A 13,390-nucleotide genomic window follows, 5' to 3' on the forward strand; every position below is an offset into this window, starting at 1 on the left:
TGGTACGTTGAGGACCGCCGACGACCGAGAACGATGTGAGGCGACGTCAGTTGGCCCGGCACTAGGGCAGGGCCACCACGGTCACCCTCTCGGTCCGCGGCCCCGGAGGCCGGAACAGGAGGGTGGCGTAGAAATGGCAGCGCGCGAAACCGGCGGCCCGGAGGACCGCGCGCAGCCGGGCAGGGGTGTAATGGCGCTGGTGATGCCGCTCGACCAGCGCCCGGTAGTGGCCATCCCGCCCTGCCAGGAGGATCGTGACGCTGCCGCGCCAGGAGGCGGAGCGCTCCCGGTAGCGCCCCTCCAGGAGGACGGCCCCGCCCGGCACGCGCTGGAAGACGGGGATGCCGTTCAGGAGGCGGCGGTAGGCATGCTGTGTGACCGCGTCGAAGATGAAGCAGCCCGCGGGCTCCAGGAGCCGGCGGGCGTTCCGGAAGAGGCGGAGGAGGCTCTGCTCCCGCGTCTGGTAGTTGACGACGTCGAAGGTGGCCAGGACAACCCCGAAGGTCTCCCCCCGCAGCAGCCCGGGAGTGGTGATATCGGCCCGCAGGTACCGGATCCTGTGCGCGCCCCCTCCCAGGCGCCGCGCCAGGCGGAGCATCGTGGGCGAGCGGTCTACCCCGGTCACCGTCTCGGCGATGCCCGCCCAGGGCCGCGTGCTCAGGCCGGTGCCGCACCCGAGGTCCAGGACCCGCCCGGCGGTAAAGCCGTGCCGGCGGGCCAGCGCGACGTTGTACCGCCCCCAGCGGGGCGGGTCCAGGTCCGCGCACCAGCGGTCATAGATGCGGGCAAAGGCCGTGTAGGCCGGATGCAGCAGGCCCCCCGTGGACTTCCGGCCTGCCCCGCGGCGGGGACGGGACGCTCTGTGGGAACCGGTGCTGACCATTCCCGTCGTTCCCTCTCCCCCCCGGACCGCCTGCCGTGGAGGACGTAGGGCGGGGCGGCGCCCGGAGTGGGGTTGCCCTCGTCCTCTGCTCGGCGGTCGGCTACGGCGCCATGTCGGTCCTGGCGAAAGTCGCCTACGCCGCCGGGGCGAACGTGGCGACGGTCCTGGCGACCCGCTTCGCCCTCGCCGCGGTCTGCCTCTGGAGCTGGCTCTTCCTGCGCCGGCGGCTCCGGCCCCTCCCGCCCCGGACCGTGGCGGCCCTGGCGGCGATGGGGGCCTGCTTCGTCGGGAATTCCGTCACGTTCTTCGGCGCCCTCGAGCACATCCCGGCGGCCACGGCGGCCCTCCTCCTTTATACGTACCCCGCCCTCGTGGCCCTGCAGGCGGCGGCGTTGCGCTGGGAGCCGCTGAGTCGGCGCATCCTCCTCGCCCTCGCGCTCGCGCTGCTGGGGTCCGCCCTCACCCTGGGGGTGGGGAGCGGTCCGCTTTCCCCGCGTGGGGTCGCGCTCGCCCTCGCCTCGGCGGCCATCTACTCCGTCTACGTGGTGGCGGGCAGCCGGGTGATGGGGGGCGTGCCGCCTGCCCTCGCCAGCGCCATCGTGATCACCTCGGCGGGCCTCATCGTCGGCGCCTGGACGATCCTGACCGGCCAGTTCCGCCCGGGCGTCGCCCCGGTCGGGTGGGCGGCCATCGTGATCATTGCCTTCGGCTCGACGGTGGTCGCGATCCAGGCCTTCCTGGCCGGCGTCGAGCGGATCGGGGCGGCCCGCGCAGCGATCCTGAGCACGGTCGAGCCCGTCGTCACCGTCCTGCTGGCGGCCCTCATCCTCGCGGAGCCGCTTACGGCTCCCCAGGGGCTCGGCGGCCTCTCCATCCTGGCGGCCGCCCTGCTCCTCCGAAGCCCGGGACGTCGTGAGGGGGGCCGAGGACGGCGCTGAGGACGGTCAGACGCGGAGGGGGGGCGGGACTCGTGGGCCCGGGCGGGCAGCCTTCAGGCGACCAGCTCCTCCCACGCCTCCCCCCGCCCCGAGGGGACCTGCAGGAGGATGGGCTTTCCCAGGAACGCCCGGAGGCGGAGGGCCAGGGGGCGCTCCTCGCCTTCGCGCACCTGGCAGAGGGGCTCCTCGCGCCCGTCCACCATCCGGACGGCGCAGAGGCCGCCGGCCGGCCGGATCAGCACTTGGGCAATCCGATCGAAGGGGATGACGCGGCGAGAAGGAAGCAGGTAGAGATAGCGCCGGTCGAGCGTGACCGCCTGGGAGCGCCGATCGATGACGACGATGGTGGTCTCTCCCGCCAGGCGCAGGAGCAGGACCCCGGCCACCAGCCCCGCCAGGCCGAGGGTCCAGAGGAGGGGATGGCCCGACAGGAGCTCCCGCCGGAACCAGAGGAAGAAGCCGAGGCTCCAGGCCGCCGCCCCGAAGAACGCGGCCGTGCCCAGGAGCCCGCCGGAGGCCAAGGTGAGGCGGTGGTCGCTCTCCCCGACCGCCTTCATCGCGACCAGGGCGTTCAACTCCCGCCGGATACTCCGCCACCAGTCCCGCATCCCGCCCCCTCTGCGGGAAAACCCACTCGATGCTAGCACCGGCCGCCCGGAGGGTCAACGCGCGCGAGAAGGCAAAAACCCTTTGACCGCCCGACCGCGTGGCGGTATCGTGTCGCTGCCCGGTCGCCCCAGGAGGGCAGAGTGCAGGACGAGTATCCCATCAAGCGGCGGTTCCCCCGCTTCACCGTCCTGGGGAAGGTGGAGGGGAAGATCGTCGCCTCCTACGAGGCGACCCTTGTGAACCTCAGCCTGGGTGGCGCTCTCGTCGAGCACTCCTCCATGGTCCGGCCCGGGAGCATGTCCCAGCTCATGCTCCCCTTCGGTCAGGGGGAGATCCTGGTCACCTGCCGGGTGGTTCGCTCGCACCTGAGCCGACGGGAAGCCCGAGGCAAGGAGTCCGTCCTCATCTACCAGACCGGCCTGGAGTTCCTCAACGCCCCCTCGGAGACGCTCGCCGCGCTGGAGGAGCTCATCGCCGCCGCCCGGCCGGGGGGCGGGACCCGCGGAAGCGCCACCGTCACCCTCCTCATGATGGAGCCCCCCGTCCCCCCTGCCTGAGGCTTCCCTCCGCCAGAAAGTGCGGGCAGGGCACGCCTGCGGCCTGCCGGTAGAGATCATCCAGGAACGCGCACACCAGGGAGGGCCCGCCTGCGGCCAGCTCGGCGGGGCCGCAGCGCCCCTCGTGGAGCAGGGTGTCGGCTGGGATCGCCGCCTCGCCCACCTCTCCATCCGGGTGAGGATCCAGCAGAAGCCCCGCCACCCGGTCCGTCGCGAGACCGGCCCGGCACCCGCCCGCGTAGCCCACCTGCCGGTAGAGCCAGGCGCAGAATGTGAAGAAGCCCATCGCCTCCAGAGCGAGCCCGTGACTGCCGAGGGCGACGCGGCCGGGGGTGAAGATGCGGGAGCCCACCGGCCGGGCCAGCTCCACAGCGCCCTCGGCTCCGATGCACGCCCAGAAGACCGGCCGGACCGACCCCTCGGCCGTCCCCTGCTTCAGAACCTCCAAGCGGTAGCCGTCGGGGGTCTGGATGAAGAAGTCCCAGAAGAGGGGGTCGCCGTTGGGCTTCCGGTGCGCCCGGGGGTCGAGGCCGGCAAGCAGGGCCGGCTCCAGGGGAATCCGGACCGGCCCCTCCGGGCAAGCCAGGTAGGTCACCCAGGGCCCCCGCTCGCCCACCGCGCGCCGTGCCCCCTTCACGGCCTCAAAATCTTCGGTCCCCTTCCCCTTCACGCCCCTCCCTCCTCCGGCCGGCGGTAGCGGAAAAAGAGGTGCCGGAACGCCTCCCGCCCCCGGATGCCCTCCCAGAGCCCCCGCGCCAGGTACTCGTATGAGGTCTCGACATTCGTGAGACCGACCAGCCGGGCGAACGGCGCCACGTCCCCCGCGGGAGGCCCGGAGGCCGGGTCCCTCAGGATGCGGGCGAAGACCGCCGGGTCGATCCGCACCGGCTTCGTCGTGAAGTCCGCCCCGCCCGGCGTCCGGACCACGAGGAGATCGGCCTCCTCCTCCCGGGCGATCAGCAACCCTTCCCAGGCCGCGAGGCGGGCGGCCACCACAGCCTCCCCCAGGCCCGGGGGCGGCTCAAGGAGCGCGACGCGGCGGCCTCCCAGGAGGGCGGGAGGGTAGATGGACTCGCGCAGGCATCGCTCGAGCGCTTCGGTCGAGCCGGGATCACGCAGGAGGGGGGCGAGGGCGGCCGGACGGCCCCAGAGGCGGGCCGTCTCCTCGAGGGGGGCGGGGGCGAACTCCGGCACGGGACCCAGGCTGGAAGAGAACGCGTCGAGGACCTCCCCCTTCCGGAAGGCGGCGTAGCCCCAGAAGTCCCCATGGTGGCTCCAGAGGTAGCAGGCCACGCAGTCGAGGGCGGCGCTCAGGGCGGCGCCGAGCCGCTCCGTCCCGGGGTGATCCTGGTCGTAGAGCCCCACCCACCCCTCGAGGGCAGGTCCCAGGAAGAAGCGCCGGTACTCCTCTCCGGCGACCTCCACCGAGACGAAATCGTACGGCGGGGCCTCCGCGACGGGCGTCCACCCTGCCGGCGCCAGGCCCAAGGCCAGCGCCTCGGACACCGCGGTCGGCTCCACCCCCCGCAGGAAGAGACCTCGGTGAATCCCGCCCATCCCGCTTCCTCTAAAGGCTCTTCACGTAGGCCAACAGATCGCCCAGCTCCTCCGGGCTGAGGTGGGCGTCGAAGCCGGGCATCCGTGCCGCGCCGAAACGGATGCGGTCCAGGATCACCTCGTCGGCGAACTTCCGCTCCAGCCCCGCCAGACTCGGGCCGAATCCGCCCACCCCCTCCACCCCGTGGCAGGAGCGGCAGTGGACATTGTACACCTGCTCCCCGTGCTGAATCCGGGCAACCAGGGCGGAGGCCCCGGCCGGGGGCGGCCCCTCGGAGAGGCGGGAGGCCCGGGAGGCGCGCCACAGGAGCACGGCGGTCATCCCGACCAGGACCAGGATCGCCACGCCCTGGGTGATCCGGGTCATCATGCCGCCGTCTTTCCCCGGCGGATCCGCCCCAGGTGGAACCGGGAGGCGGCGATGTGGGCCTTGGCGAACGCCAGCGCCTGGAAGAGGTGGTCGAAGAAGTGGTCCGGACCGATCTCCTCGGTGATGCCCATCGCCTGGAGGATCCGCTGCCCTTCGGGATTGAGGCCGCTGATCAGGAGGTGGCGCTTCTCCCGCCGGAGGCGCCGGTTGAGGGCCCGGAGGGCGGCCGCGCCGCTGGCATCCAGAAATGGAACCCGCTTCATGCGCAGGATCAGGATCTCCACCTGGCCGCTCTCCTCGATGGCCTGGGCGAACGGGACCGCGGCCCCGAAGAAGAGGGGGCCCTCCAGGTCATAGACCGCGATGGCCCGCGGGTACTCCTGGAGGTCCCCGCCCTGCTCCTCCTCCAGCGGATGGCTGGTGATCTCGAGGTGGCTGGCGCGCCGGATGAACAGGGCGGCGGAGAGGAGCAGCCCCAGGCCGACCGCCACCAGGAGGTCGGAGAAGACCATGGCCCCGGTGGTGAGGAGCGCCACGGCCAACTCCGCCCGGGGCAGGTGGAGGAGGGTCCGCACCTCCTCGGGGCCCGCGATGTCCAGGCAGATCTTGAACAGGACGCCGCTCAAGGCGGGGAGGGGGATGCGGGAGACCCAGGGCCCCAGGGCCAGGACAACCAGGAGCAGGCCGGCGCAGTTCACCAGGCCGGCCAGCCGGCTCACCGCCCCGCTCTTGATGTTCACCGCGGTCCGGGTGAGAGAGCCGGCGCAGGGCATGGCCCCGAACAGGGGGCAGAGGGCATTGGCGATCCCCTGGCCGAGCAGCTCCCGGTTGCTGTCGTGCCGTCGCCCGGGGACCATCCCGTCGGCGACGATGGCGGAGAGGAGGGTGGTGATGCTCCCGAGGAGCGCTACGCTGAGCCCGGGACCGATCATCGCCCGCAGGTCCTCGAGGGTCACGGAGGGCAGGTGCGGGGTGGGGAAGGTCGCGGGGATTTCCCCGATCAGGGGGACCGGGAGATCCAGGAGGGCCGTGGCAGCCGTCATCAGGAGGACGCCGACGAGGGACTCCGGCAGGATCCGGGTGAGGCGCCGGAGACCGAAGAGGAGCAGGACGGTGGCCCCGGCCATGGCCAGGCTCGCGGGAGACTTGCCGATGAGCCGGAGCTGCTGCCAGGAGATCAGAATGGCGAGGCCGCTCGTGTAGCCGGCGATGACCGAGTAGGGGATGTAGCGGATCAGGTTGCCGAACCGGAGGAGGCCGAACAGGATCTGGAAGAGGCCCCCGAGGATGGCGGCCAGGAAGGTGACCTCCAGGCCGTGGCGGGAGCCCACCTCGGCGAAGATGACCGCCCCGACGGCGGTGGGGGTGCTGATCTGGAGCGGGGCGCCGCCGAAGATGCCGGCCAGCGCGCCCCCGACGACGGCAGAGTAGATGCCGGCCGCGGCGCCGGCCCCCGAGGCCACGCCGAAGGCCAGCGAGGCCGGGAGGCTGACCAGGGCGACCGTGACCCCGGCCAGGACGTCCCGGAGCCACTGGCGATGCATCAGGCCCCCTCCAGGTAGGGGCGCAGGTCGGGCGGCAGAGGGGCCTCCACCGTCACGGGGGCCCCCGTCCGGGGATGGGTGAAGGCGATGCGCCAGGCGTGGAGGAGCTGCCGGGACGCCACCGGCCCCGCACCCCCCTCGCGCGCCCGCCGCTCCGGCCGCCCCCCATAGAGCGCGTCGCCGACCACCGGGTGGCCCAGGTGCGCCAGGTGGACCCGGATCTGGTGGGTTCGGCCGGTCTCCAGGGTGACCTCGAGGAGCGTGGCGCCGGGCAGAGCCCGCAGGACCCGGTAGGCCGTGGCCGCCTCCCGTCCCCGCGCCGTCCGCACCCCCATCTTCTTCCGGTCCCGGAGATCCCGGCCGATCGGAGCCGTGATCCGTCCGCTCCGTTGCCCGAGGCTCCCGCGGACGAGGGCCAGGTAGGTCTTGCGAACCTGCCTGGCCCGGAACTGACGGCTGAGCCCCTCGTGGGCGGCTTCGGTCTTCGCCACGAGGAGGCAGCCCGACGTGTCCTTGTCCAGGCGGTGGACGAGCCCGGGCCGCTCGACGCCCCCGATCCCGCGGAGGTCGGGGCAGCGGTGCAGGAGCGCGTTCACGATCGTCCCGGCCCGGTGGGCAGCCGCCGGGTGCGTGACGAGCCCCGCCGGCTTGTTGATGACGAGCAGGTCGGCGTCCTCGTAGAGGACCTGGAGCGGGATCGGCTCGGGCGTGAGATCGCTCGGCTCGGGTGGGGGCAGGGTGAGGGTGATCTGCTCCCCGCCCCGGAGAACCGCGCTGGCCCTCCGGGCCGCTCCTCCCACCTGGACATGTCCCCCGGCGATCAGGGCCTGGATGCGGGCGCGCGTCAGGCCGCTCGACCCTGCCAGGTACCGGTCCAGCCGCGTTCCCGCGGCCTCCGCCGGGACCCGGAACGTCCGGACGTGTCCCTCCTCAGGGCGAGCCGGTTGCCTCCTGACCATTCCCCCGCCGCTCCCGGAGCATGTCCACGAGGAGGAGACCCACTCCCACCGTGATCCCGCTGTCGGCCACGTTGAAGGCAGGCCAGTGGTACTTCCCCAGGTAGAAGTCCAGGAAGTCGATCACCATCCCGACCCGGAGACGGTCGATGAGGTTCCCCACGGCCCCCCCCAGGATGAGGGCAAGCCCGACTACAGGGAGGAGACGCCCCCGGGCATGCCGGGCGTAGTAGTAGCAGATGATCGCGATGGCCAGGACCGAGACGGCAATGAAGAAGGGTCCGCGGAAGGCGGCCGCCGCCCCCGCCAGGAAGCCGAAGGCGGCGCCCGGGTTCAGGACGTAGGTGAGGTTGAAGAGGCCCGGAACGACCGGCAGGCTCTCCCCCAGACGGAAGGTCCGCTGGATGAGGAGCTTCGTGGCCTGATCCAGGATGACCACAAGAGCGGCGAGCCCGTAAAACCACACAAGGAGGCCGCCTTCCTCAGGCGCGTCCCGCCAGGACCGCGACGCACCGGTCGCAGAGGGTGGGATGCCTGCCGTCCTGTCCCACGGTCTCCCGGTAGGTCCAGCAGCGCTCGCACTTCACGCCCCGCGTCCGGCTCACCCGGACCGTGAGCGTGTCCTCCGGCACGTCGGGGTCCAGGTGCAGGGTCACCGACGAAACGATGAAGAGGGTGGGGAGCTCCGCCGCGGAGGGGCGCAGGAAGTCACAGAGGGTGCTCCCAGCGTGGAGGTCCACGTCGGCCTCCAGCGAGTTGCCGATCAACTTCGCCTGCCGGACCTCCTCCAGCGCCTTCAGCACCTGGTCGCGGACACGGAGGAGGCGGTCCCACCGCTCCCCCAGAGCCTCGTCCAGCCAGCCCCCCTCGACGGCCGGGAAGCTCTCCAGATGGACCGACTCGGACCCCCCCCCGGCCTTCGGCAAGGCGGCCCAGACCTCGTCCGCCGTGAAGGAGAGGACCGGCGCCATGAGGCGGACGAGCCCGGTGAGCAGGTGGTACAGGGCGGTCTGCGCGGCCCGGCGCGCCCGGGAGGTCCTCCCCGACGTGTAGAGCCGGTCCTTCAGGACGTCGAGGTAGAAGGCCGAGAGGTCCACCGCGCAAAAGTTGTGGAGGCTGTGGTAGAAGACGTGGAACTCGTAGCCCTCGTAGGCCCGGAGCAGGCGTTCCGTGAGGCGGGCCAGCCGGTGGAGGATGAACCGGTCGATCTCCTGCAGGTCCGCAGGGGGGAGCAGGTCGGTCCGGGGATCGAAGTCCTTCAGGTTCCCCAGGAGATAGCGGCAGGTGTTCCGGATCCGCCGGTATCCCTCGGCGAGGCGGCTCAGGATCTCGTCCGAGAGCCGGAGGTCATCCCGGTAATCCTCGGCGGCGACCCAGAGGCGCAGGATCTCGGCCCCGTACTTCTCCATGATCTCCTGGGGCGCGATGACGTTCCCGAGGGACTTGGACATCTTCCGCCCGGCGCCGTCCACCACGAAGCCGTGGGTAAGGACTTCCCGGTAGGGGGCGCGCCCGGCCGTCCCCACGGCCGTGAGGAGCGAGGAGTGGAACCAGCCGCGGTGCTGGTCGCTCCCCTCCAGGTACATCTCCGCGGGCCAGCGCAGGTCCGGCCGCGTTTTGAGGACGGCGGCCCAGCTCACCCCGGATTCGAACCAGACATCGAGGATGTCGTACTCCTTCTCGAAGGTGGTCCCCCCGCATTGCGGACAGGTCGTCCCGGGAGGCAGGAAGGCCTCCGCCGGCCGCTCGAACCAGACATCGGCTCCCTCCCGGGCCACCACCTCGCTTACCCGCTCCATGAGATCCTGCCTCACCAAGAGGTGCCGGCCGGCCGTGCAGTAGAAGGCCGTGATCGGGACCCCCCAGGCCCGCTGGCGGGAGATGCACCAATCGGTCCGGTGGGCGATCATGTTCCTGATCCGCTCCTCCCCCCACGGGGGGATCCAGCGCACCTGGCGGATGGCCTCGAGGGACTTGCCGCGCAGGTCTCCGACCTCCATGGAGATGAACCACTGCTCGGTCGCGCGGAAGAGGGTGGGGTTCTTGCACCGCCAGCAGTGGGGGTAGGTGTGCCGGATCTCTCCGGCGGCGAGGAGTCTGTCCCGCCGGCGCAGCTCGGCGATGATCTGCGGGTTGGCCTCCCAGACGCTCATTCCCCCGAAGAGGTCAACGTCACGGTCGAACCGCCCCTGGTCATCAACGGGGTTGTAGATCTTCAGACCGTACTTGATGCCGGTCTCGTAGTCCTCGGCCCCGTGCCCCGGGGCCGTGTGGACCACGCCGGTCCCCTGGTCCAGGGTCACGTACTCCCCGAGGACGATCGGCACCTCTCGCTCGATCCACGGATGCTGGCACGTGATGCCCTCCAGCTCCGCGCCGGGCCAGACGGTCGGCGTGACCGTGTATTCGCCCTCCCGGAACCCGAACTCCTGCATGCACCGGCGCACCAGCTCCTGGGCGAGGATCAGCTCGCCCGCGGGGGTCTGCACGAGAGCGTACAGCAGCCGCGGGTGTACGGCGATCGCCAGATTCGCGGGCAGCGTCCAGGGGGTCGTCGTCCAGATGGCGAAATGTGTCCCGCGTCGCTGATCCACCGCGAAGTTCCCCCTGGGATTCTTCACCGGGAACTTCACGTAGATCGACGGGGAGACGTGGTCCTCGTACTCCACCTCCGCCTCGGCCAGGGCGGTCACGCACGTGGAGCACCAGTGGACCGGCTTCAGGCCTTTGTAGAGGCTCCCCGCCCCGACGAAGCGCCCCAGCTCCCGGACGATCGTCGCCTCATAGTCGTAGGACATCGTGGTGTACGGGTTCTCCCAGTCCCCCAGGACCCCGAGGCGCTTGAATTCCTGCCGCTGGATGTCGATGTACTTCTCCGCGTAGGCCCGGCAGAGGCGCCGCTTCTCGGCCGTCCCCACGGCCCGGGCCCGCGGCCCGAGCTCCTTGTCCACCTGGTGCTCGATGGGAAGGCCGTGGCAGTCCCAGCCGGGGACGTAGACGGCGTCGTAGCCGGCCATGGTCTTCGACTTGACCACGATGTCCTTCAAGATTTTATTGAGGGCGTGGCCCATGTGGATGTGGCCGTTGGCGTAGGGGGGGCCGTCGTGGAGGATCCAGAGGGGCTGGCCGCGGCGGCGCTCCCGGAGCCGCTTGTAGAGGCCGCTCCGCTCCCACTCGGCCAGGATCTGGGGCTCCCGGACGGGGAGGTTGGCCTTCATCGGGAAGGCGGTCTCGGGGAGGTTCAGCGTGGCCTTGTAGTCGGTCGCCATTGGCGCTCCGCCGCGCCAGAAGAAAAACCCCCATCCGCGCGGATGAGGGCGCCTTTCTGCCGCTCGTGGGACCGTACACTACCGGGGGGAGGGAAGGCCGTCAAGGGCAAAAGGGCGGCTAGTGCCGGGCCAACTCACATCGCCTGACTTCGTGGCACGCCCACCGTCGCGTGGGCGTTAGGCGCAATTCGTTGGAATCACACTAGGCCTCGGGGAGGCGGCGGGCAAGCTCGGCGAGGAGAGCTTTGAGGCGCGGGAGATCAAGCTCGTAGCGGTCGGCCAGCTCCTCGAGGAGGGCCTCGGCCGGGGGCTCGGCGCGGCCGGGCGGGGGGGCGGGGCGGGGACCGGCCGGGGTCCAGGCCTCCTCCCGGACGTGGAGGGAAAAGAGGTCCCACCGGGCATAGTGCCCCACCGCGTCGAAGTAGGCTTTGGCCAGGCGCCGCTCCTCCAGGTCAATCGTCGCCTCCACCAGCGTCTCCTGCTCGAAGACCGGCTCCCGGACGAAGAGGCCCGAGGGGTTCACGATGCAGGAGCCGCCGACGGCCAGGTTGTACTTCAGGACATCCTGGAGGTCGTCGGGGATGGCGTTCGGGGGGAGGTACCCGGAGGAGGAGATCACGAAGACCGAGTTCTCGATGGCGTATTCCCGGATCGCCGGCTCGATGTCGCAGTCCCGCGAGCCCGGCCCCGCGCTCTTCCCCCCCAGGTGCTTCTCCATCCGCCACCAGCCGGGCCAGACGGCACAGTGGATCTCCTCCCCCTTGATCGCCATGGCCGCCCGGAGCAGCGTCATGTGATGCTCGTAGCAGATGAGCCCCCCCACGGTGCCGATGTCCATGGGGAAGACCCGGATGTCGCTCCCGTCCCCCATCCCCCAATAGACGCGCTCCGAGTGGGTGGGCATGAGCTTTCGATGGCGGCCCAGCAGCCGGCCGTCCCGCGCGATGAAGAGCAGGGAGTTATAGAGGGTCAGGCTCCCGGGCCGATCGTCCAGCTCGTTGCAGCCGATGACGCAGTTGACGCTCGCCCGGCGGGCCTCCTCGCAGAGCGCCTCCGTCTCCTCCCCCGGGATCCGGATGGCGCAGTCCTGCATCCGGACGATGAGCTCCGTCGAGCGGCGAACGGAGACCGCTCCCCGCCAGTAGGGGTAGGCGGCGAAGTAGGTCTCGGGGAAGACGACGAGGTCGAGCCGTTCCTCCCCGGCCCTCGCGATCCACTTGCAGGTCTTCTTGAGAGTCCCGGCCCGGTCAAAAAAAACGGGGGCGACCTGTGCCGCCCCCACCCGTAGCAGCGTCTTCCCCACGGCCGGCGTCCTGCCCCCGCGCGCCTAGAGGTACGTTTTCACCGTCAGGTTCAGCAGCCGCGGATTCAACCCGACCACCTGATCCGTATCCATCGGCACGTCGACCAGCATCGACTGCCCCGTCTGGGTGTAGCAGGCGTCCATGATGTCCTTCAGGTTGCTCAGATCCGGCTTCAACACATACCCGTCCCAGCCGTGGGCCTTCGCCGCCGCCACGAAGTCGATCGGCGGCAGCTTCGAGTGATAGAGCTTCTTCTCGAATTCCGGGATGACGATCTCCAGGCCCTTGTCCACGATCCCGTAGGTGCCATTGTTGATGATGAACAGCCGCAGATCGAGGGTTGCCGCATCGGCGAGGGCGCCCCCGAACAGCCGCCAGCACCCATCCCCCGAGAAGACGAAGGTATGCAGGCTCGGGTCGGCGATCTTCGCCCCGACCCCGAGGCCGAAGGCGCCGCCCATGGCCGAGCCGTGGTGCATCGTATGGAACCGGATGGCGGGATGCGGCCGCTGGGTCACGTACTGGCGGTCCTTGTAGGCCACGCACACGTCGTCGAACCCGATGCTGCCCGGCTGCCAGTACTGCTGGATCTTCTCGTAGAAGGCCATGAAGTCCACGCAGCCCCGCTTGACGTCCCGGGAGACCTCCCGGGTGTTCAGGCTCGCCGGGAGGGCGACCGGCGGCCGCTCCCCGACCCCCGCCGCCCGCAGGCGCGGGATCAGCTCCGACAGGGCGAGGCCGATGTCCCCCCGCACCTGCTGGTACTCCCCGGCGACCCGGTGCTTGAACTCCCCGTTCTTGTGCCCGTAGGCCTCCTTCAGATTGGTGAAATGCCAGGTGAACCGGGCCGGGATCTTCCCGAGGTTGATGGAATACTCGCCCGCGTCGAAGCCGAGCGTGATCAGAACGTCCTCCTGGGTCATGTTCTGCCACAGCTCGAAGGCGCGATCATTCCCCCCGAAGAGGATGTGGCCGAACCCGTACCGGTTCTCCGGGGAGACGGCATTCGCCCCGTTCACGGACCAGACGGTGGGCGCCTGGAGCAACTCCGAGAGTTGCGTCGTCAGTGCCTGGATCTTCTCGCAGCGGGCCGCCTCCTCCCCGACGTAAATAATCACCCGCCGCTTCGCGGCGACCCGGGGAAACTTGGCGAGGAACTCCTCGAGATCGGCCTTGTTCACCTGCCGCGCGGGCTCCAGTTTCGGGACATCGACCTCGACCGACTTCGACAGGACGTCCGGATGGTAGGCAATGGCCACGGGCCGGGAGGCGTTCAGCACTTCCTGCGCCTGGCGCAGCCGGGCTTCGAGCGTATTGATGTTGTCGATGACCACGCACCCCTCCCCCAGCTCCGCCTGGAGCTGGGGCACGATATTCATGCCGTACACGGAGACATCCTGGAG

13 protein-coding genes are annotated in these 13,390 nt (G+C 70.7%); 2 read left to right on the plus strand and 11 right to left on the minus strand.

Annotated elements, in window-relative coordinates:
* Nucleotides 1-61 precede the first annotated feature (61 nt).
* Complete coding sequence (locus tag VGT06_07775) at nucleotides 62-883, minus strand: methyltransferase domain-containing protein (protein HEV8663019.1); 822 nt, start codon at nucleotides 881-883, stop codon at nucleotides 62-64.
* Between the two features lie 35 nt (nucleotides 884-918).
* Between VGT06_07775 and VGT06_07780 the strand changes: the two genes are divergently transcribed.
* Nucleotides 919-1,821 carry a DMT family transporter gene (locus VGT06_07780; GenBank protein ID HEV8663020.1) on the plus strand — a complete coding sequence of 301 codons (903 nt, stop codon included), beginning with the start codon at nucleotides 919-921 and terminating at the stop codon, nucleotides 1,819-1,821.
* A gap of 53 nt (nucleotides 1,822-1,874) precedes the next feature.
* Here VGT06_07780 and VGT06_07785 read toward each other — a convergent pair whose 3' ends face one another.
* Nucleotides 1,875-2,429 (minus strand): hypothetical protein, encoded by a 555-nt coding sequence (locus VGT06_07785; protein ID HEV8663021.1) that lies wholly within the window; start codon nucleotides 2,427-2,429, stop codon nucleotides 1,875-1,877.
* Between the two features lie 141 nt (nucleotides 2,430-2,570).
* Between VGT06_07785 and VGT06_07790 the strand changes: the two genes are divergently transcribed.
* Nucleotides 2,571-2,987, plus strand: a complete 417-nt coding sequence (locus VGT06_07790) for a PilZ domain-containing protein (protein HEV8663022.1) — start codon at nucleotides 2,571-2,573, stop codon at nucleotides 2,985-2,987.
* Here VGT06_07790 and VGT06_07795 read toward each other — a convergent pair.
* The 9 genes from VGT06_07795 to VGT06_07835 all read right to left on the minus strand — a co-directional run.
* Nucleotides 2,956-3,657, minus strand: a complete 702-nt coding sequence (locus VGT06_07795; GenBank protein HEV8663023.1) for a hypothetical protein — start codon at nucleotides 3,655-3,657, stop codon at nucleotides 2,956-2,958. The two genes, VGT06_07790 and VGT06_07795, sit on opposite strands and share 32 nt — an antisense overlap.
* Nucleotides 3,654-4,544 carry a hypothetical protein gene (locus VGT06_07800; protein HEV8663024.1) on the minus strand — a complete coding sequence of 297 codons (891 nt, stop codon included), beginning with the start codon at nucleotides 4,542-4,544 and terminating at the stop codon, nucleotides 3,654-3,656. The genes VGT06_07795 and VGT06_07800 overlap by 4 nt, the downstream gene beginning before the upstream one ends.
* Before the next feature lie 10 nt (nucleotides 4,545-4,554).
* Nucleotides 4,555-4,911, minus strand: coding sequence for a cytochrome c (locus tag VGT06_07805; GenBank protein ID HEV8663025.1), 357 nt, complete (start codon nucleotides 4,909-4,911; stop codon nucleotides 4,555-4,557).
* Entirely contained in the window at nucleotides 4,911-6,458 is a 1,548-nt protein-coding gene (locus VGT06_07810) for a SulP family inorganic anion transporter (GenBank protein HEV8663026.1), read from the minus strand. Before VGT06_07810 ends, VGT06_07805 begins: the two co-directional genes overlap by 1 nt.
* Entirely contained in the window at nucleotides 6,458-7,417 is a 960-nt protein-coding gene (locus VGT06_07815) for an RluA family pseudouridine synthase (GenBank protein ID HEV8663027.1), read from the minus strand. The genes VGT06_07810 and VGT06_07815 overlap by 1 nt, the downstream gene beginning before the upstream one ends.
* Entirely contained in the window at nucleotides 7,389-7,880 is a 492-nt protein-coding gene (gene lspA, locus VGT06_07820; protein ID HEV8663028.1) for a signal peptidase II, read from the minus strand. Before lspA ends, VGT06_07815 begins: the two co-directional genes overlap by 29 nt.
* A gap of 16 nt (nucleotides 7,881-7,896) precedes the next feature.
* The gene (gene ileS, locus VGT06_07825; protein HEV8663029.1) at nucleotides 7,897-10,683 is read right to left on the minus strand and encodes an isoleucine--tRNA ligase; all 2,787 of its coding nucleotides are present in this window, start codon (nucleotides 10,681-10,683) and stop codon (nucleotides 7,897-7,899) included.
* Between the two features lie 202 nt (nucleotides 10,684-10,885).
* Nucleotides 10,886-11,986 carry a carbon-nitrogen hydrolase family protein gene (locus VGT06_07830; protein HEV8663030.1) on the minus strand — a complete coding sequence of 367 codons (1,101 nt, stop codon included), beginning with the start codon at nucleotides 11,984-11,986 and terminating at the stop codon, nucleotides 10,886-10,888.
* A gap of 24 nt (nucleotides 11,987-12,010) precedes the next feature.
* Nucleotides 12,011-13,390 (minus strand): thiamine pyrophosphate-dependent enzyme (locus VGT06_07835; protein HEV8663031.1); only part of this gene is annotated, 1,380 nt, incomplete at its 5' end.

The sequence above is a fragment of the Candidatus Methylomirabilis sp. genome (assembly GCA_036000645.1).
Classification (GTDB): Bacteria; Methylomirabilota; Methylomirabilia; order Methylomirabilales; family JACPAU01; genus JACPAU01.